Raw genomic sequence first — 17,701 nt, forward strand, 5'->3', positions numbered from 1 at the left:
TGTTCCCTGGAACATCCCTCATCCGTCGCCTTCGGCGACACCTTCTCCCACAAGGGGAGAAGGCAGGATCGCCATTTTAGACAACTTGCAACGAGAGCAACGCGATTTGACCACCAACCCGCTCCTGGACGCCACCGGCGTCGTGAAAACCTACGGCGCCGTGGTGGCGTTGCGCAATGCGTCGCTGTCGGTTCTGCCGGGCGAGGTTCACGCGCTGATGGGCGCCAACGGCGCCGGCAAATCGACGCTGGTCAAAATCCTGACCGGCGCCATCCGGGCCGATGCCGGGCATATCCTGATCCGCGGCGAGACGCGCGACGTGCGCTCGCCTGCCGATGCGCGCCGCGCCGGTCTGCTTCCCGTCTACCAGGAACCATCGCTTATCCCCGATCTCGACGTCGCCTCCAACCTTCGCCTGACCGACACGCCTGTCGAGCCGTTCCGCGCCTGGGTGCGCGAACTCGGCATTCCCGACCTCGACATACGCGACACCGCGCGCGACATCCCGCTGGCCGTGCTGCGCGTGCTCGACCTGGCGCGGGCGCTGGCGGTCGAGCCCGACGTTTTGCTGCTCGACGAGATGACCGCAGCATTGCCGGCTAACCTTGCCGAAAAGGTGCTTGAGGTCGTTCGCCGCCAGGGCGACAGCGGCCGTTCTGTGATCTTCATTTCCCACCGTTTTGTCGAGATATCGGCGCTTTGCGACCGCGCCACCGTGCTTCGCGACGGCGAGACTGTCGGCGTCGTCGACATCGAGCCGGGCGTCGAGGAGCGCATCGTCGAGATGATGCTCGGCGCCAAGGTCGAGAAGACGCGCGTGACGGCGCGCCAGGCGGGCCAGGCCGCTTCGCCTGGGGATAGCCGCGCGCGCCTCGGCGTGGCGAACCTTCGTGTCGGCACCAAGCTCAACGACGTCTCGTTCGACCTGGCGAATGGCGAGGTCGCTGGCGTCGTCGCGCTCGAGGGCCAAGGCCAGGACGAGCTGTTCGCCGCGCTCGCCGGCTCGATCCGCCCGTCCGGCGGCACGATCGAGGTGGACGGGCAGCCGGTGAAATTCGCGCATCCGGCCGATGCGATCCGCGCTGGCATCGCCTATGTGCCCGGCGACCGCACCGAAGCGCTGACCATGCAGCGCTCGGTGCGCGAAAACATCGCGCTCCCGTTCAGCGCCGCCTTGCGCAACTGGGGACCGATCAACATGGCGCAGGAACGCTCAAGGGTCGTCAGCGCGATCGAGCGTCTGCAGATCGACACCCGCGCCCAGCGCGAGGTGCAGCGCCTGTCCGGCGGCAACCAGCAGAAGGTGACGATCGCCCGCTGGATCGCCGCTGAAGCACAGACCATCCTCTGCTTCGACCCGACGCGCGGCATCGATGTCGGCACCAAGCAGGAGATTTACAAGCTGCTGCGCGAACTCGCCGACCAGGGCAAATCGGTGCTGTTCTATACATCCGAACTTGAGGAGGTGCAGCGTGTCTGCGATCGCGTCATCGTCATTTTTGGCGGGCGCGTCGTCGACGTCTTCCCCGTCGAACTCGCCGACGAACCGGCACTGATGCGCGCCGCCTACGGCTTGCCGCGCGGCGCCAAGGTGGACGTCGGCATCCTTGCCGACATCCACTCGAGCCCGGTGGCGAAACCTTGACCCGCCTCGTCCGTCGTCAGGGCTGGGTCGCCGGCCTGCTCGTCCTGTTCGTGGTCCTGTTGGTGATCACCAGGCTCATCCAGCCGGGCTACGGCAGCGGCGATTTCGGCTCGCTGGTGCGCGCGGTGCTGCCTTACGCCTTTGCCGTGGCCGCCCAGACGATTGTCGTCATCGCCGGCGGCATCGACCTTTCCGTCGGCGCGATGATGGCGCTGACCAGCGTCACCGCCGCCTCGATGATGGACGGCGCCAGCGAGGAATACGCGCTTTTCGTCGTGCCGTTCGTGCTGGCGATGGGGCTGGTGCTGGGCGCCGTCAACGGCATGCTGATCGTCGTCACCCGCGTGCCCGATATCGTCGTCACGCTGGCCACCCTCTTCGTCCTGCAGGGCGCCGCGCTGCTGGTGCTCGGTGCGCCCGGCGGCGCGGTGGCCGAATGGCTGCGGGCGACCATCGTCGGCACGGTCGCGATCCCGGGCTTGCCAGAAATCTCTGCCTGGATACCGAAGGCGCTGGTGCTTCTGGTCGTCTGCCTGTGCATCATCTGGATACCGCTCAAGCGCTCAAAACTCGGCCTGTCGATCTACGCCATCGGCAGCAGCGAGCTCGCGGCGTTTCGCAGCGGCGTGCCGGTCGCGCGCACCAGGATCATCGCCTATGCCCTGTCGGGGCTTTTCGCTGCCATGGGCGGGCTGGCGCTGACCATGAGCACCGGCATCGGCGCCCCTATCCCCGGCCCCTATCTTCTGGCCAGCGTGGCGGCAGTCGTGCTCGGCGGCGTCGCACTCGGCGGCGGCAAGGGCGGACTGCTCGGCCCGATCGTCGCCGTCTTCGTGCTGCGGCTGGTGCGCACCGACCTGACGCTGCTGGCCATCGATCCCAACGTCACCGCAATCATCGAGGGCGCGATCATGGTCGCCGTCGTCATGTTCGGCGCGTTTATTACGATGAGGGGGCGGCAATGATGAGAGGTGCCGTGAGGCTGGTTTACGAAGTCGGCGATCCACGGCGCCCTCCTCTGTCCTGCCGGACATCTCCCCCACTTGGGGGGAGATTGGACGGCGCGACGGCTTTCGCCAATTGTCGACGTTGCAAGAATGAGCGAGGCGCCGAAGCTGCCAATCTCCCCACCCGGGGGGGAGATGTCCGGCAGGACAGAGGGGGGCGCCGTAGAACACCGTCCCCTCCCGGCATCGGGCAAAACCGATCGCGAGCAAACCCATGAGCACAACCGCGATCCAACCCGTCCCCTTCGGCCGCCGCCTCAAGCGCTTCATGGCCGACCGGCCGCTGATCCCGCTGATCATCCTGCTGGTCATCCTGGTGGTGGTCCTGCAACTCCTGCGCCCCGGCATCGTCAACGAGCGCTGGCTCGCCAACACCGTCAAATTCGCCATACCGCTGGCAATTCTTGCCGGCTGCCAGACGATGACCATGTTGACCGGCGGCATCGATCTGTCGGTCGGGACCGTGGCGACGATGAGCGCCTTCATCATGGCGACGCAGGTCGTCCATCATGACCCGGCGGTGGCGATCCTGATCGCCTTGGTGCCGGCGGTGTTGATCGGCCTGGTCAACGGCATCGGCGTCGGCGTCTTTCGCGTGCACCCGCTGATCATGACGCTCGGCACCAGCCTGATCGGCACCGGCTGCCTGCAGGTCTATCAGCGCACCGTCATCGCTTCGGGCGCCAAGATTCCGCCCTTCCTGGCCTGGCTCGGCACCGGCCTCACCTATGGCGTGCCCAACGCGCTGCTGCTGTTCGTGCCGATCGCCGTCCTCATCGTCTTCACCTTGAACCGCACCGGCTTTGGCCGCCTGCTTTATGCAGTCGGCGACAATGAAGGGGCAGCACGCCTGTCCGGTGTCCGCTACTGGCAGGTCATCACAGCGCTCTACGTCATCTCGAGCGTCCTCGCCGGCATCACCGGGCTGCTCTATATCGGCCTGATCAAGGCGCCGTCGCTGTCGCTGGCCGAACCGCTGGTGCTGCCTTCGGTGGCAGCCGCGGTGATCGGCGGCACCTCGATCTTCGGCGGCCGCGGCGGCTACACCGGCACCATCATCGGGGCGCTGATCCTCACCGTGCTGACGACCCTGCTGACCATCCTGCAAATGCCGGAAGGCGCGCGGCGGATACTGTTCGGGCTGATCGTGCTGTTCGTCACGGCGGCTTATTTGAGGATTATTGAGGATAGGTAGAAGAGGGCTGACGCGAGCAGCTGCTTTTGACCCGGACCGGACATCGGCGATGGCCAAGACGGAGGTCGGTAACAAGTGTGGTGAGGGGTCATTCGCGGACAATCAGCATGGCGAGCTAGCCTCGATCCCGGAATTTGATATCCTCCGGGCATGCGACTATAACCACGCACGGGCTAGGCCGCCCCAATTCTGACCGAGGCACGGTGATGCCATACTCAACGCCCGCCAACGAGGCGGAGCGGCTTGTCGCGGTTCGCGCGCTCAATATTCTCGATACCGCGCCGGAGATCGCTTATGACGACATTGGCGAACTGGCTGCGCAGATTTGCCATTGCCCCGTAGCCTATGTCAGCTTAATGGACGACGACCGCCTCTGGCTAAAGGCCAAGTACGGTCTTCCGCCGAACTTTAACCAGTGTCCGCGCGAAATCGCATTCTGCGCAACGACTGTTTGCGGCACCGAGATGGTCGTAGCGCCCGATCTGCTCTTGGATGCCCGATTCAATCAAATCCCCTTTGTTACGGGCGAACCGCACTTCAAATTCTATTGCGGCATTCCGCTTGTGACCGAAGCAGGTTATGCGTTGGGGACACTTCGCGTGATGGATTTCGTGCCGCGTCAGCTGACCTTTGAACAGGGTGAGGCACTACGCCGCCTTTCGCGCCAGGTGCTGGCCCAATTGGAGCTGCGCCGCAAACTCATCGAGTTCGACCAGGCACTGAAAGAGCTGGACCACGCGCATGTGGACTTGGTCGCAGAGAAGGCGCGTACCGAAGAGCTGCTCATCAACATCCTTCCAGTGTCAGTTGCCGACGAGCTCAAAAAGAGCGGCAAGGTGCAGCCGAAATATGAGCCATCGGCGACGATCCTGTTTGCGGACTTCAAGGGTTTTACCCTGTTGGCCGAACGCATGGAGCCGGCCGCGCTCATCGGGCTCCTGGACCAATATTTCACAGCTTTTGACGAGATCGTAACGTGCCATGGGCTGGAAAAGATAAAGACGATCGGCGATGCTTACATGGCCGTTGCCGGCGTGCCTACGGCCAATCGCCGGCACCCGATCGATGCCTGCCTCGCGGCGCTGGAAATCCACGCCGTCACGGCGCGCATGAAGGCGCAGCGCGAGAAGATGCGGTTGCCGGCACTGGAGTTGCGTGTCGGAATCCATACTGGGCCGGTCATATCGGGCGTCGTCGGCCGGCGGAAGTTCACCTTCGATATCTGGGGCGATGCGGTCAACACGGCTGCGCTCATGGAAGCGAATGGCGCTCCCGGACGGGTCAATGTTTCGGAGACGGTGGCCGGGAATGTCAAGACGTTATTCGAACTCGAGCCGCGTGGCGTCGTCGAGACCAAGCACGGTCGCAGGCTTGAAATGTTCTTCCTTAACCGGCTGAGGCCGGAGTTTTCGCGCGATGCGGATGGCCGCATGCCAAGCGAAAAATTCCTCACCGAATGCAACCGACTGCTCAGCGGCTTTCTCGGTTAGAGACAAGTAAACGCGGCTGGGGCGGAATGCAGTATGTCCAGTGATTCCGCCGGCAGCCCGGTCATGCGGATACTCCTTCACAACTCCCCAAGCTTCATTGTAGCGCTCAGGCTGTGAACGGCGCCGCAGTGTGACCCCACCTGCCACTGAGATTTCAACGGCTTATCGTGCCGATCGGCGCGGAGACCCCACGCCGATTGACAAACGTCCACAGCCGAGACTCTGCTCCGGCACTCGATAAAGGCGCGCAGCTCCTCGTCGGTGGCGGCTTCTAGTTTCGGCTCCCGGAACTCCGAAAGGAGATACGTGAGCTAGTCGATCGGATTGAGGACCCGGTGTACTAGCTCGCCTCGGCGTCGTGCGATGATCGGTGTTGACCCCATAAATGACGTCCGCGTGCTGGGCATCGACGACAGCTTTTGGCGCTACCTGTGCATTCCGGGAAAGAGAAATTCGAAGTCTGGCCACTGACATCCACTGAGCGACTCGTGGCCGGAAAGTCGCATTCGATGCAGTGTCGAACCTTACGAATGTCGGCACGGTTTTGGCGATCGCCTAAGCGCGGAAAGCAGGGCGGCAGGTGGCACAAACCGCCGAAACCTCCGGCGGAAGTCCGTCACCCGAAATCATAGCCACCACGGCCTTGGCCGCATGGATACCCTACGCCGCCTGAACGATCTCGACCAGTTCAACGTCGAACACCAGATCCTTTCCGGCCAGCGGATGATTGCCGTCGAGCTTGACGCTGGCGTCGTCGACGCCGACGACCGTCACCGGCATGGGGCGCCCTTCGGGGGTTCTGGCCTGCAATCGAGTACCGATATCGATGTTGATGTTGTCCGGCACCCTGGCGCGGTCGACGGTCATGACCGCTTCGGGGCGGTGGGGGCCATAGGCGGCGTCGGCGGGAACGGTGACGGTGCATTTCGCGCCGACCTCCATGCCCTCGACATGGGTCTCAAGACCGGGGATCACTTGCCCTTCACCGAGCTTGAATTGCAACGGTTCGCTGCCGGAAGAATCGAATTGAGTGCCGTCGGCTAGACGTCCAGTGTAATTGATGCGCACGGTGTCGCCATTCTTGGCCTGTGTCATGGCAGTCATCCTTTGGGAGTTTTTGAGGGACCGGCCAGAGTTCACGGTCCCGTTTTCGATCATCCACGCAGTAAGGTGCGCGGCGCGAAACTCTAAAACTAGGGGCTTGGCTGCCGATGTAAACCCACAATGCCGATTGAGCCAACTGCGTAAAGACAGGTCGCGGAGGCGGACTGGGGATCTGTTCGCCAAGGGCGCGCATTTTTCGAGCATGTCGTGGCGACAGAGATTGCGAAGGCTCTGATCGGCCACCCACCCCGGCGGCTCTTGGCGCTTTGCTGATGCTGAGCGACGTCCGTTTTCGCCCAAACCGCATCAGCCCTCACACAGCCAAACTGCCCTGCTCCGCCTCCTCGGCACCGGGATCCCCCGGTGCCGTCGCCCACGCCAGTTCCACCAGCGTCACCGTCCGCCTTCCAACCCCGTCAAGCTGGCACACGATCAGCCCCTGTTCCTCGATATAGGTCAGCAGTCGCCGGGCGCGGCGCAGCGAGTGCGAGCCATAGGCGCGAGCGATCGCTGCGTCGCTCGGGCAGGGCCAGCCCTCCTTCGCCGCGCGCGCGATCATCATGAACACACCTTGCATATCCTCGGGCAGCAGCGAGGCGCGCACCGAGACATCCTGCCATGCGTCATCCCCTGCCATATCGGAGCCCAGCCCGGCGCGGGCGCGCGTCAGCATGCGGCGGAAGGCGGGCAGGTCCGGCACGACCGAGGCGAGACCCTCTATGCGACAGCGGACCACGAACTCCTGATAAAGCACGCCGATGACACGGAACCCCGCATCGGGCTGCGCCAGCACGGCGCGCAGGACACGGTCCACGCGCTCACGCCGCTCCGCCAAATCCTCGGCGCTGATTGGCGGCTCCACCGGTTCGGGGCGGATTTCCAGCGCCGCCGATTTCGCCGCCATCAGCTGATCGAGCAGGTCCGGCGACGACCGCCGCTGCGGCCGGACAGTTTCCGGCGGCGGGGCTGCCAGGATGATCGCGCGCGCGTCCTCCAACGCCGACTCCGGCAGCGGCATCAGCCGCGGGGTGCCGTTGCGCGGACTTGTATCGGTCGGGCCGATGCGCAAGCCGAGCGGACGGCGCGACAGCGCCGGGCCCAGCGCCATGAATTGCCCGCGCTCCAGGTCGCGAAAAGCCTCTGCCTGGCGTCGCTCCATGCCGAGAAGGTCGGCGGCGCGCGCCATGTCGATATCGAGGAAGGTTCGGCCCATGAGGAAATTGGACGCCTCGGCGGCGACGTTCTTGGCGAGCTTGGCCAGCCGCTGGGTGGCGATGATCCCGGCAAGACCGCGTTTGCGGCCACGGCACATCAAATTGGTCATGGCGCCGAGCGAGAGTTTGCGCGCCTCGTCCGAAACCTCGCCCGCCACCGCCGGCGCGAACAGCTGCGCCTCGTCCACCACCACCAGCATCGGGTACCAGTGGTCGCGGGCGACCTCGAAAAGCCCACCGAGGAAGGCGGCGGCACGCCGCATCTGGTTCTCGGCGTCGAGCCCCTCGAGATTGAGCACCGTGGAGACGCGGTGGATGCGCGCCCGCTCGCCGGCGCTCTGCAGGCCGCGCTCGGTATGCTCCTCGGCATCGATCACCAAATGGCCGAAACGGTCGCCCAGCGACACGAAGTCGCCTTCGGGGTCGATGATGGTCTGCTGCACCCAAGGCGCACTCTGCTCCAGCAGCCGGCGCAGCAGATGGGATTTGCCGGAGCCCGAATTGCCCTGCACCAGCAAGCGGGTCGCCAGCAGTTCCTCAAGATCCAGCGCCGCCGGGGCGCCCGCCGTCGTGTGGCCCATCTCGATCGCAACGGTCATGTCTCGACTCTCCTTGAGGAGAGGGCTTATCAACCGCATCACAGCCCGTCGAGCGCCGATGGCCGGCGGCTCGGTGTTGCGCACAGGTCGACGCTGGGCGCGGCGTCAGTTCGCTGACGTAAGCATCACGGGCGCAAGAGGCTGCCGCCTGATCAGGATGATTACCGAAAAGGCCAGTATGCCGAGCATGCCGACCGTGGCGGTCAGCCAGAGTGATGGCTGGACGCCGATGCCTGCCATCGCCATCGCAAGGGCAAATGGCGCAAGTGCTGACGAAAACTGACGCGCGGCCGTCACCCAGCCGAGCCGGGCGCCGTAGCGCTCCCGTCCGAACAGTTCCAGGGGCAACGTGCCGCCGACGATGCTGGCGAGGCCCGAGCCCAATCCAAACAGGATGACGAAGGCGATGGCTCCGGGCAGCGATGGTGTCGTCGCCAGCAGGGCGACAAGGCCGAGCGGCAACAAGGTCGCGCCGATCACCGCGAGCCAGGTCTGTGCCAGCCGGCCACCGAACAGCATGTTGATCAACCGGCTCGCCACCTGGGACGGGCCGAACAGCGTGGTTACGACAAGCCCGGCGGAGCCAAGCCCGAGCGCCGTCGTCAGCGGCACCATGTGAACGAGGATCGAAGACAGCACAAAACCCTCGATGGCGAAGTCGCCAAGCATAAGCAGAAACACTCTGCTGCGGTCGCGCGCGGTGAAGGCAACCGGCCCGCCTGCCAAGCCGATGGCCGCAGCTGTCGCCGAAGCGCTTTTGTCCGCCCGACGCGACAGTCGTGCCAGCCAGGCATGGATTGGCAGGCAGATGGCGACATTGATGACGGCAAAGACCAGATAGACCTCGCGCCAGCTCAGGTATTCGTGCAGTGCAGCCGTCAGCGGCCAGAACAGGGTGGAGGCGAAGCCGGCGATCAGCGTCAGATGGGTGATGCTGCGCTGCGCCCTGGCGCCGCCAATCTGGACGATCGCGACGAACGCAGCGCTGTAGAGCACGAAGGCAGACGCCAGTTCCATCGCCATCAGCGCCAGCACGAAGGTCACCCGACCGGGTGCCATCGCGCAAGCGACAAGCGCTGCTGCGGCCGCAAGCGAGCCAAAGGTCATCACCCGGCCGGCGCCGAAACGATCGGCCCAGCGCCCGGCTGTCGGCGCAAAAAGGCCACCCGCCAGCAGCGACGCCGACAGGGCGCCGAAAACCCATTGTTCCGGCCAGGCGAGCTCAAGCGCGATCGACGGCACCAGGATGCTAAAGCTGTAATAGAGCGTGCCGTAGCCGATGATCTGCGTCAGCCCCAACGCCCAGAGCGCGGCAGCCGGGATTTTCCGGTCGCTCATTGAGCGGCGATCTCGAGATCGTCGCTGCGCACGGCTGCAATCGCCTGCGTGCTGCCGCAGCCGCAGCCCGACTTCCCGCTCGCCTTCGCCTTGGCGTCGTCGGCACAGCAGGCATCGACAGCAGCCGGCGCTGGTCCGCCGCAGCAACCCTGGGATGACGCGCCTGAAAGTGACGCCGGCACCGTGCAGACGCCGGTTTTGGGCAACACCAGCTGCACGGCATCGGCGGCAGCCATGTCGCCGGCGAGCGCCGCGGCGACCGAGCGGACCTGCTCATAGCCGGTAAGCAGCAGGAATGTCGGCGCCCGGCCATAGCTTTTGACGCCGACCGTGTAGAAATCGGGCTCGGGGTGGCTGAGCTCTCGATGTCCATGCGGCGGGACATCGCCGCATGAGTGCTCGTTGGGATCGATGAGCGGTCCGAGCGCGTTGACGCCTTCGAGCCACGGATCGAGGTCCAGCCGAAGCTCCCGGGTCAAGGTGAGATCGGGGCGCTGCCCCGTCGCGGCGATGATCCTGTCGACCGGGCCGAGCGTGCGCAACCCGTCCTTTGCCTGGCCCTCGACAACCAGGCGGCCGTCGACCTCACGGATGGCAACAATGGCAAAGCCGGTCACCAGCCGCACGCGGCCGCTCTCGGCAAGCTGCCGGACATCGGAACCGAGTTCGCCCCGCGCCGGCAGGGCGTCGGCATCGCCGCCGCTGTAGATACGGACAAGGTCGGTGCTGCGCGTCACCCATAGTGCCGAGGTACCCGGTTCGGTTTGCGCGAGCTCCGCCAATTCCAGCAAGGCGTTGGCGGCGGAATGGCCAGCGCCGACCACCAAGGTCGTGCGACCTGCGTAGAGATGACGGTCGCGGCCGAGAACAGTTGGGATGCCATAGGCGATGCGGTCGCCAAATACCGTCTCGCCTTCGGCCGGCAAGCCGCCCGCACCGAGCGGGTTCGGCGTCTGCCAGGTGCCGGACGCATCGATGACGGCACGGGCGCTGTCCCGGCGCGTGCCTTTCGCCGTTTCGACCACAAGCATGAACGGCCGCGCTTCCCGCGCCTTACTCAGAACCTTGTCGGCTCCCCAGCGGGAAACGGCGACAACGCGAGCACTGGTCTCGATTGACGGCGCCAGCTCGGGAAGCTTTGCCAGCGGCGCGAGATAGTGGTCCACGATTTCATCCGCCGTGGGGAACGCCTCCGGCTCGGGCATTTGCCAGCCGTGGCTCTCGAGAAGTTTTCGGGCGACCGCATCGACGCAATAGCGCCATGGCGTGAAAACCCGCACATGACCCCAATCCCGAAGGTTCGAACCGACAGAAGCACCGGCCTCGTAAACCTTGACCGGCAGGCCACGGCTGACCAGTTGGGCGGCAGCTGCCAGGCCGACAGGTCCGCCGCCGATGATGGCGACCGGGAGATCGTTTTCAGAAACCATGGCACACCTTCTATGTTTCTAGGATTATAGAAATAGATGTCAAAAAAAGAGTTACGCAGCCGCAGCCGGGCCGCATCCGGCATCGGCGCAACATTCGTCGGCAAGAAAACCAAGAAGATCGTTCATCACGGGGTAATTGGCACGGCAGATCAGCGTCGTTGCCTGGCGTTCCTGGGTGACCAGGCCGGTCAGGATGAGCCGGTGGAGATGATGTGACAGGGTCGACGCGGCAATGCCGAGGGCTTCCTGCAGATAACCGACCGGTCGCCCGGTTTCGCCTGCCCGCACCAGCGTGCGATAAAGACTGAGCCGCGTCGGGTTGCCGAGCGCCTCGAGCTGTTTGGCTGCTTGTTCGAGTTTCATAGAAATAAGCTAGCGCCGAAACAGCGCCGCGTCAATACTATTTCGAAAATTATCGAATTAGCAGACGCCTCACATCGACCGCTGGTTGACCCGCTTGGCGACCTCTTCGGCGCTTTCGACGCGCTCGGAATAACGGTCCGTGAGATAGGCGGAGCGATCACGCAGCAGCATCGTGAACTTCATCAGCTCCTCCATCACGTCGACGATCCTGTTGTAGTAGGGGGACGGCTTCATGCGGCCGGCCTCGTCGAACTCGTTGAAAGCCTTGGCTACCGACGACTGGTTGGGGATGGTGACCATCCGCATCCAGCGGCCGAGGAGACGAAGCTGGTTGACGGCGTTAAAGCTCTGCGAGCCGCCCGACACCTGCATCACCGCCAGCGTGCGGCCTTGCGTCGTCCTGACGCCGCCGGCCGAGAGCGGCAGCCAGTCGATCTGCGCCTTCATCACTCCGGTCATCGAGCCATGCCGCTCCGGCGAGCACCAGACCTGTGCTTCCGACCAGATCGACAGGTTTCGCAGCTCCTGGACTTTGGCGTGGTCGGCCGAGGTCGAATCCGGCAGCGGCAGGCCGGAGGGATTGTAGATGCGCACCTCGGCGCCCAGGCGGCGCAAAATGCGAGCCGCCTCCTCCGTCGCGAGCCGGGAATAGGACCGCTCGCGCAGCGAGCCGTAGAGCATCAGCACGCGAGGCTTGTGGATCGACCGCGGCACGTCGAGCAGCGCCTGCAGGTCGATTGGCCGGAACTGGTCTTCGTCGACGTTCGGAAGCGAGTCTTCGGGCATCAGGTCAGGCAACGCGCTTGCCCTGCTCGTCGATGACGACTTCGCCGTCTTCCTTGGTGAACGGCCCGATCTCCGGATTGGGCAGGATGTCGAGAACCGTTTCGGACGGCCGAGCAAGCATGGTGCCAAGCGGCGTCACGACGATCGGCCGGTTGATCAGGATCGGATGCGCCAGCATGAAATCGACGATCTCGTCGTCGGTCCATTTGGGATCGCCAAGATTGAGTTCGGCGTAAGGCGTGCCCTTCTCGCGCAGCAATTGGCGCGGCATCATTCCCATCGCCGCGATCAGGTCGACCAGCCGTTCACGCGACGGCGGGTTTTTCAGATACTCGATCACCTCAGGCTCTTCGCCGGACTGCCGGATGATGGCGAGCGTGTTGCGCGAGGTGCCGCAGTTGGGGTTGTGATAGATGGTGATGGTCATTTCGTGGCTCTCATCTGTCTGGTTGGTTTAGGCTCACTGAGCAGCCATCCTGCCAAGGCCATGGCAAGCAGCGCGCCCAGCAGCTCGGCGACGATGAACCCCGGCAGGTCGATCGGCCGGATGCCCGCGAACGTGTTGGAAACCGCCCGCGCAATGGCGACTGCCGGATTGGCGAACGAGGTCGAGGCGGTGAACCAATAGGCCGCGGTGATGTAGAGGCCGACCAGCCAGGGGATGGCATCCGAACGGAAGCGAAGGCCGGCCAGAATGGTGAAGACCAGGCCGAAGGCGGCCACCAACTCCGCAATCCATTGTCCGTTTCCGGTCCGCACGGTTTGCGAGATCTGGAGAATCGGCAGTTCGAACATGGCGTGCGCCAGCAGCGTTCCGGCGATGCCACCGGCAATCTGGGCGATCAGATAAGCCAGTGCAGCGTTTGCTTCGATTTCCCGCCTGAGGGCAAAAACCATCGTCACCGCCGGATTGAAATGCGCCCCGGAAATCGGTCCCAGTATGGTGATCAGCACCACCAAAATCGCTCCAGTCGGCAGCGTGTTGCCGAGCAGGGAGAGGCCCACATCATCCGACAGCCTGTCAGCCATGATGCCCGACCCGACGACCGTCGCGACCAGCATTGCCGTGCCGAGCGCTTCCGCGACGATGCGGCGGGACAGGTCAGCCGCCATGATGTCAGCCGGCCTTCGGTAGATCGCGGCCGATTTCGTCCAGCCGTTTCTGCAGGGCGAGCTTGTCGATGGTGTTCATCGGCAGGCTGACAAAGATCGAGATCCGGTTGTTGAGCATGCGATAGGCTTCGGCAAAGGCCAGATGCTTTTCGGCGTCGGTGCCGTCCACGGCGGCCGGGTCGGGCACTCCCCAATGCGCCGTCATCGGCTGTCCCGGCCAGACCGGGCAGGCCTCATTGGCCGCGTTGTCGCAGACGGTGAAAACGAAATTCATCTCCGGGGCGCCAGGAGCCGCAAATTCCTGCCAGTCTTTCGAGCGGGCGAAGGACGTGTCGTGGTTGAGGGTTTTCAACAGCTGGAGCGCGTAGGGATGAACCTCTCCCTTCGGGTGCGATCCGGCCGAATAAGCCCTGAACTTGCCGGCACCGACACGGTTCAGGATCGCTTCGGCGAGGATCGACCGCGCCGAATTGCCGGTGCATAGGAAAAGCACGTTGTATGGCTCGCTCATGGCGTAGTCCTCCCTTCTAACAGTTACAAGTCACCGCCTGAATGACCGGCTGGCAGAGCTCCGGCGCGCCGTTGCAGCAATCCTCCATGAGATAGGCAAGCAGATCGCGAAAACCGGTCATGTCGGCGAGGTAGCGGATCGTCCGGCCGTCGCGCTCAGCGCGGACCAGGCCGGCATGGTCAAGGACCTTCAGATGCGCCGACATGGTATTCTGCACCGCACCGAGGCGCGCGGCGATCTCGCCGGCTGGCACACCATCTGCGCCCGCCCGGACCAGCAAGCGAAACACTTCGAGCCTGGTGTCCTGGCCAAGCGCTGCCAATGCGAGAAGAGCGGTGTTCTTATCCATATATCCTAGAATCCGGAATTATCGATGTATATGGCCGGTATGTGACAACCGGATGACATAGGCAAGCGGCCGGCCACTTCTGAGCCGCTGCATTCTTCGGCTGATGTCACGGAATGGATCCCAGGGTCTGCGCCGCGTCGCTTCGCTCCTTGCTCCGCCATGGGATGACGAAGTGGAGGATGATTCGGCTAATCCTAGAGGTTGGCGGTTTGCCACTGGACCGAATTGTCGACGTTCGCTGCCGGCCCAGACCTGTCAAAATCACTGTGCCGAGGAACTTAGTTGCGCAGGGCGAACGAGAATGGCGCGGTGCGGGTTATGCGGGAGCCGAGTTCCGGCGGTGGCTCCGGCACGGACGCGCCCTGTAATGCGCTGAGCGCCGCGCTATCGAGGTCTGGATCGCCGGAGGAACGAGCCAGCCGGGCGGACAGGACCCGGCCGGATCCGTCGATCGTGAAGGTCACGCTCGGACTGCCTTCCGCGCGCCGGGCCTTCGCCGCCCTTGGATAATTTGTGTGCCGTCTTATCCATGCACGCAACCGCGAATTCCACCTGTCCGGACTCACGCCGGATCTCGCAGCCGTTGCTTTGGCCGATTTCGGGGCGGCCGCCCTGGCTGCGGATGTCGCAGCGACACTGGCCGTCGTCCGCGGCAGTGTGGCCTTTTCCTTTTTCGGACGCTTTTTGGCTTCTTTGACAGGCTTCTTCGCCTTGACCTCAGCCGGCTCCTTTACCTCAGTCTTTGCCTGTTTCTTTGGCTTGGCCTCGACGGGTTTGTCGACCGGTTTCGGCTGCGGCAGCGGAACGACCACTTCCGGCGTGACGGCTTCGGCAATTTCGGGCACGACCTCCTCGAGCGGCGGCTGGTCGACCCGTTCGGCCACTGTCGGCGGGGTCGGCTCGACCGTGTCGGCCGGAGCGGCCTCCGATGGCTTGGTGACCGGCTCGGCCTGCTCGACGGGCGGTTCGGGCGGAGGCTCCGTTTCGGTTATCTCGGGCTCCTCGGCCGGGTCCGGCTGATCGGGCGTTATCTCATCCGATATCGGCGCCGGCTCGGCCGGCGTGAGCGCCATTGGCGACAGCTCGATCACCTGCGCCTGCGGCGGCCCGCCATCGGGCTCGGCCGGGCGCCAGCTCTGCATCGCATAGCCGACCGCGGCATGCGCCATCAGGACCAGCGCAGCCGCGCCCGCCCACCAGGCGATCTCGCGCGCGCCGAAACGCCGCTGATCGGCCATCGGCAGGGCGGCCGCCGGCGACATTATTGGCCGGTTCCGACTTGCGGCGACGCGGCATCGCCGGGCGCGGTCTCGAGGCCAACCAGCGCGATCTTCAGATAGCCGGCGCCGCGCAAAAGGTTCATCACCTCCATCAGCTCGCCATAGCCGACCGCCTTGTCGGCGCGCAGGAAGATGCGCGTCTGCCTGTCGCCTTTTGTCCTGCCGACCAGCGCGGCGGCGAAGGCTGCGCGCGGCACGCTGTCGTTGCCGATCGCCAGGCTGAGATCGTTCTTCAGCGTCAGGAACAGCGGCGTCTCCGGTCGAGGCGCAGGCGTTGCGGTCGAGCCCGGCAGGTCGACATTGACATCCACCGTCGCCAGCGGCGCCGCGACCATGAAGATGATCAGCAGGACCAGGATCACGTCGATGAACGGCGTGACGTTGATCTCGTGGTTTTCCTCGAGATCGCCGTCGATGTTCTCTCGAATTCTAGCCGCCATGGCGTCGCTCCGTGTTCATTCCGCGGCCATCTGCTTTGCCGGCGCGACCGTGCGGAAATCCAGATCCCGGCTGACCAGCCGCTCGACCCCTGCCGACGCATCGGCAAGGATCTGCTTGTAACCGGCTATCGATCGCGCGAAGACGTTGTAGATGACCACTGCCGGGATCGCCGCGACAAGGCCCATCGCTGTGGCCAGCAAGGCTTCCGCAATGCCCGGGGCAACGACGGCGAGGTTGGTGGTCTGCGCCTGCGAGATGCCGATGAAGGCGTTCATGATGCCCCAGACGGTGCCGAACAGTCCGACGAAGGGCGCGGTCGAGCCGATCGTCGCCAAGACGCCGGTGCCGCGCGACATGCGCCGCGCCGCCGCCGCCTCGATGCGCGACAGGCGCGAGGTGACCCGCTCCTTCAGCCCTTCGCCGGACACATGGTCGAGCGAGCCGGCCGAAAGTGCGGTCTCTTCTTCGGCTGCCTGCACCAGCAGGGCGCCAGGACCGTTATTATGGCCAAGCGCGCGCCCGGCCTGGTTCAACGTCGCGGCATTGCCGATCGCTTGTGCCGCGCGGCGGGCGCGCAGCTTGCCGCCAAGGATCTCCAGCGATTTGGCCAGCCATATCGTCCAGGTGACGAAGGACGCAAAAGCCAGCCCGATCATCACCGCTTTCACGACGATGTCGGCCGCCATGAACATGCCCCATGGCGACAGGTCACGCGGCAGGGTCAGGGACGTTGCCGTCGAAGGGCCAGTCTCGGTAAACGTGGTCTCGGTGGGGGTCGCCGGTGGCACGGCCGTGTCCGGCGCGGCCTGCCCAGGCGCGGGAGCCGGCGCCTCGATCGCCGGGGCCGCGCCCGGTTGCTCCTGGGCGGCTGCGCCCGGCTGCTCCTGGGCGGCTGCGCCGCCGGCCGACATTATGACGGATGCGAGCAACGCCGCGAACAAACCATGTCTGGACAAGGGCTTCTTCCTTATTCTCACAGTGGCCTCATTGCACATAGCCGATGGGCTGGCCGGTGACGGGGTGCGCAAACACGCCCATCTCGACACCGAAAATTCCTTTGAGCACGTCGCCCTGCATGATCTGGTCCGGCGTGCCGCGCGTCAGCAGCCTGCCGTCCTTCAGTGCGATCAATTCGTCGCAGTAGCGCGCCGCCATGTTGGGATCGTGCAGCACGACGACGACGCACAGGTCGCGCTTGCGGCTGAGGTCCCTGACCAGCCCCAGCACCTCGACCTGATGGGCGATGTCGAGCGCCGAGATCGGCTCGTCGAGCAGCATGACGCCGGCATTCTGCGCCACCAGCATGGCCAGCCATGCGCGCTGGCGCTCGCCTCCGGACAATTCGTCGACGAGCCGGTCGGTGAAGTCAGCCATATCGGTGAGGACAAGCGCCTCCTCGACATGGCGCCTGTCTTCGTGCCCGAAACGGCCGAGCGCGCCGTGCCAGGGATAGCGCCCGAGCGTCGCCAGTTCGCGCACGGTCAGGCCGGTCGCCGCCGGCGTCGTCTGCGGCAGATAGGCGAGTGCGCGCGCCAGTTCGCGCGCGCCCCACTGCACCAGCGGCCGCTGCGCGAAGGTTATGCCGCCCGAGCTTGCCGGCTGCTGGCGCGCCAGGAGCTTGATCAGCGTCGACTTGCCTGAGCCGTTGTGCCCGATCAGCCCATAGACGCGCGAGCGTTGCAACGCGAGTGTGACGGGACCGAGCAGCGTTCGCTCGCCGACGGCGAACCGCACCGCTTCGACATGAAAGGCAGTCTGGGCATGAATTCCTGCCACGGTCTCGGCCTTCCTCCAGTTTTGCGCGCGCATTTCGAAATCCGGTTTTCGGCAATCCAG

Annotated in this window: 18 protein-coding genes; 4 read left to right on the forward strand and 14 right to left on the reverse strand. The window is 64.8% G+C overall.

Annotated features, from left to right (window positions below):
- The first annotated feature begins 106 nt into the window (after positions 1-106).
- From M727_RS0123780 to M727_RS39215, 4 genes are all read left to right on the forward strand, one after another.
- Positions 107-1,645 (forward strand): sugar ABC transporter ATP-binding protein, encoded by a 1,539-nt coding sequence (locus M727_RS0123780; protein ID WP_027154743.1) that lies wholly within the window; start codon positions 107-109, stop codon positions 1,643-1,645.
- A complete protein-coding gene (locus M727_RS0123785) occupies positions 1,642-2,610 on the forward strand; it encodes an ABC transporter permease (RefSeq protein WP_027154744.1) in 969 nt (322 codons plus the stop codon). The genes M727_RS0123780 and M727_RS0123785 overlap by 4 nt, the downstream gene beginning before the upstream one ends.
- 256 nt (positions 2,611-2,866) lie before the next feature.
- Entirely contained in the window at positions 2,867-3,847 is a 981-nt protein-coding gene (locus M727_RS0123790) for an ABC transporter permease (RefSeq protein WP_027154745.1), read from the forward strand.
- A gap of 134 nt (positions 3,848-3,981) precedes the next feature.
- A complete protein-coding gene (locus tag M727_RS39215; RefSeq protein ID WP_156941599.1) occupies positions 3,982-5,337 on the forward strand; it encodes an adenylate/guanylate cyclase domain-containing protein in 1,356 nt (451 codons plus the stop codon).
- Positions 5,338-5,997: 660 nt separating this feature from the next.
- Here M727_RS39215 and M727_RS0123805 read toward each other — a convergent pair.
- From M727_RS0123805 to M727_RS0123870, 14 genes are all read right to left on the reverse strand, one after another.
- Complete coding sequence (locus tag M727_RS0123805) at positions 5,998-6,432, reverse strand: peptidylprolyl isomerase (RefSeq protein ID WP_027154746.1); 435 nt, start codon at positions 6,430-6,432, stop codon at positions 5,998-6,000.
- A gap of 322 nt (positions 6,433-6,754) precedes the next feature.
- Entirely contained in the window at positions 6,755-8,254 is a 1,500-nt protein-coding gene (locus M727_RS0123810; RefSeq protein WP_027154747.1) for an ATP-binding protein, read from the reverse strand.
- Positions 8,255-8,359: 105 nt separating this feature from the next.
- Positions 8,360-9,592 carry an arsenite efflux MFS transporter ArsK gene (gene arsK / locus M727_RS0123815; protein WP_027154748.1) on the reverse strand — a complete coding sequence of 411 codons (1,233 nt, stop codon included), beginning with the start codon at positions 9,590-9,592 and terminating at the stop codon, positions 8,360-8,362.
- A complete protein-coding gene (locus M727_RS0123820; RefSeq protein ID WP_027154749.1) occupies positions 9,589-11,022 on the reverse strand; it encodes an NAD(P)-binding domain-containing protein in 1,434 nt (477 codons plus the stop codon). The genes arsK and M727_RS0123820 overlap by 4 nt, the downstream gene beginning before the upstream one ends.
- 51 nt (positions 11,023-11,073) lie before the next feature.
- Positions 11,074-11,385 (reverse strand): metalloregulator ArsR/SmtB family transcription factor, encoded by a 312-nt coding sequence (locus tag M727_RS0123825; RefSeq protein WP_027154750.1) that lies wholly within the window; start codon positions 11,383-11,385, stop codon positions 11,074-11,076.
- A gap of 69 nt (positions 11,386-11,454) precedes the next feature.
- Positions 11,455-12,171 (reverse strand): arsenical resistance protein ArsH, encoded by a 717-nt coding sequence (gene arsH, locus M727_RS0123830; protein ID WP_027154751.1) that lies wholly within the window; start codon positions 12,169-12,171, stop codon positions 11,455-11,457.
- Between the two features lie 4 nt (positions 12,172-12,175).
- Positions 12,176-12,598 (reverse strand): arsenate reductase (glutaredoxin), encoded by a 423-nt coding sequence (gene arsC, locus M727_RS0123835; protein WP_027154752.1) that lies wholly within the window; start codon positions 12,596-12,598, stop codon positions 12,176-12,178.
- Positions 12,595-13,284 (reverse strand): MIP/aquaporin family protein, encoded by a 690-nt coding sequence (locus M727_RS0123840; RefSeq protein ID WP_027154753.1) that lies wholly within the window; start codon positions 13,282-13,284, stop codon positions 12,595-12,597. Before M727_RS0123840 ends, arsC begins: the two co-directional genes overlap by 4 nt.
- A 4-nt stretch (positions 13,285-13,288) precedes the next feature.
- Positions 13,289-13,795 carry an arsenate reductase ArsC gene (locus M727_RS0123845; protein WP_027154754.1) on the reverse strand — a complete coding sequence of 169 codons (507 nt, stop codon included), beginning with the start codon at positions 13,793-13,795 and terminating at the stop codon, positions 13,289-13,291.
- Positions 13,796-13,811: 16 nt separating this feature from the next.
- Positions 13,812-14,144: a helix-turn-helix transcriptional regulator gene (locus tag M727_RS0123850; RefSeq protein ID WP_027154755.1), complete on the reverse strand. Its 333-nt coding sequence runs from the start codon at positions 14,142-14,144 to the stop codon at positions 13,812-13,814.
- A gap of 278 nt (positions 14,145-14,422) precedes the next feature.
- Positions 14,423-15,406 (reverse strand): energy transducer TonB, encoded by a 984-nt coding sequence (locus tag M727_RS0123855; RefSeq protein WP_027154756.1) that lies wholly within the window; start codon positions 15,404-15,406, stop codon positions 14,423-14,425.
- The gene (gene exbD, locus M727_RS0123860) at positions 15,406-15,864 is read right to left on the reverse strand and encodes a TonB system transport protein ExbD (protein WP_027154757.1); all 459 of its coding nucleotides are present in this window, start codon (positions 15,862-15,864) and stop codon (positions 15,406-15,408) included. The genes M727_RS0123855 and exbD overlap by 1 nt, the downstream gene beginning before the upstream one ends.
- A gap of 15 nt (positions 15,865-15,879) precedes the next feature.
- Positions 15,880-16,821, reverse strand: coding sequence for a tonB-system energizer ExbB (gene exbB / locus M727_RS0123865; protein WP_027154758.1), 942 nt, complete (start codon positions 16,819-16,821; stop codon positions 15,880-15,882).
- 28 nt (positions 16,822-16,849) lie between these two features.
- The gene (locus M727_RS0123870) at positions 16,850-17,674 is read right to left on the reverse strand and encodes an ATP-binding cassette domain-containing protein (RefSeq protein ID WP_084646859.1); all 825 of its coding nucleotides are present in this window, start codon (positions 17,672-17,674) and stop codon (positions 16,850-16,852) included.
- Between the last annotated feature and the right edge of the window lie 27 nt (positions 17,675-17,701).

This window comes from Mesorhizobium sp. WSM2561 (assembly GCF_000513915.1).
Lineage (GTDB): Bacteria > Pseudomonadota > Alphaproteobacteria > Rhizobiales > Rhizobiaceae > Mesorhizobium > Mesorhizobium muleiense.

What these genes read in the sequence shown, in the direction of transcription:
- M727_RS0123790 (WP_027154745.1), top strand. Translation starts at nt 2,867, where the DNA reads ATGAGCACAACCGCGATCCAACCCGTCCCCTTCGGCCGCCGCCTCAAG.
- M727_RS0123805 (WP_027154746.1), bottom strand. Translation starts at nt 6,432, where the DNA reads ATGACACAGGCCAAGAATGGCGACACCGTGCGCATCAATTACACTGGA.
- M727_RS0123810 (WP_027154747.1), bottom strand. Translation starts at nt 8,254, where the DNA reads ATGACCGTTGCGATCGAGATGGGCCACACGACGGCGGGCGCCCCGGCG.
- arsK (WP_027154748.1), bottom strand. Translation starts at nt 9,592, where the DNA reads ATGAGCGACCGGAAAATCCCGGCTGCCGCGCTCTGGGCGTTGGGGCTG.
- M727_RS0123820 (WP_027154749.1), bottom strand. Translation starts at nt 11,022, where the DNA reads ATGGTTTCTGAAAACGATCTCCCGGTCGCCATCATCGGCGGCGGACCT.
- M727_RS0123825 (WP_027154750.1), bottom strand. Translation starts at nt 11,385, where the DNA reads ATGAAACTCGAACAAGCAGCCAAACAGCTCGAGGCGCTCGGCAACCCG.
- arsH (WP_027154751.1), bottom strand. Translation starts at nt 12,171, where the DNA reads ATGCCCGAAGACTCGCTTCCGAACGTCGACGAAGACCAGTTCCGGCCA.
- arsC (WP_027154752.1), bottom strand. Translation starts at nt 12,598, where the DNA reads ATGACCATCACCATCTATCACAACCCCAACTGCGGCACCTCGCGCAAC.
- M727_RS0123840 (WP_027154753.1), bottom strand. Translation starts at nt 13,284, where the DNA reads ATGGCGGCTGACCTGTCCCGCCGCATCGTCGCGGAAGCGCTCGGCACG.
- M727_RS0123845 (WP_027154754.1), bottom strand. Translation starts at nt 13,795, where the DNA reads ATGAGCGAGCCATACAACGTGCTTTTCCTATGCACCGGCAATTCGGCG.
- M727_RS0123850 (WP_027154755.1), bottom strand. Translation starts at nt 14,144, where the DNA reads ATGGATAAGAACACCGCTCTTCTCGCATTGGCAGCGCTTGGCCAGGAC.
- M727_RS0123855 (WP_027154756.1), bottom strand. Translation starts at nt 15,406, where the DNA reads ATGTCGCCGGCGGCCGCCCTGCCGATGGCCGATCAGCGGCGTTTCGGC.
- exbD (WP_027154757.1), bottom strand. Translation starts at nt 15,864, where the DNA reads ATGGCGGCTAGAATTCGAGAGAACATCGACGGCGATCTCGAGGAAAAC.
- M727_RS0123870 (WP_084646859.1), bottom strand. Translation starts at nt 17,674, where the DNA reads ATGCGCGCGCAAAACTGGAGGAAGGCCGAGACCGTGGCAGGAATTCAT.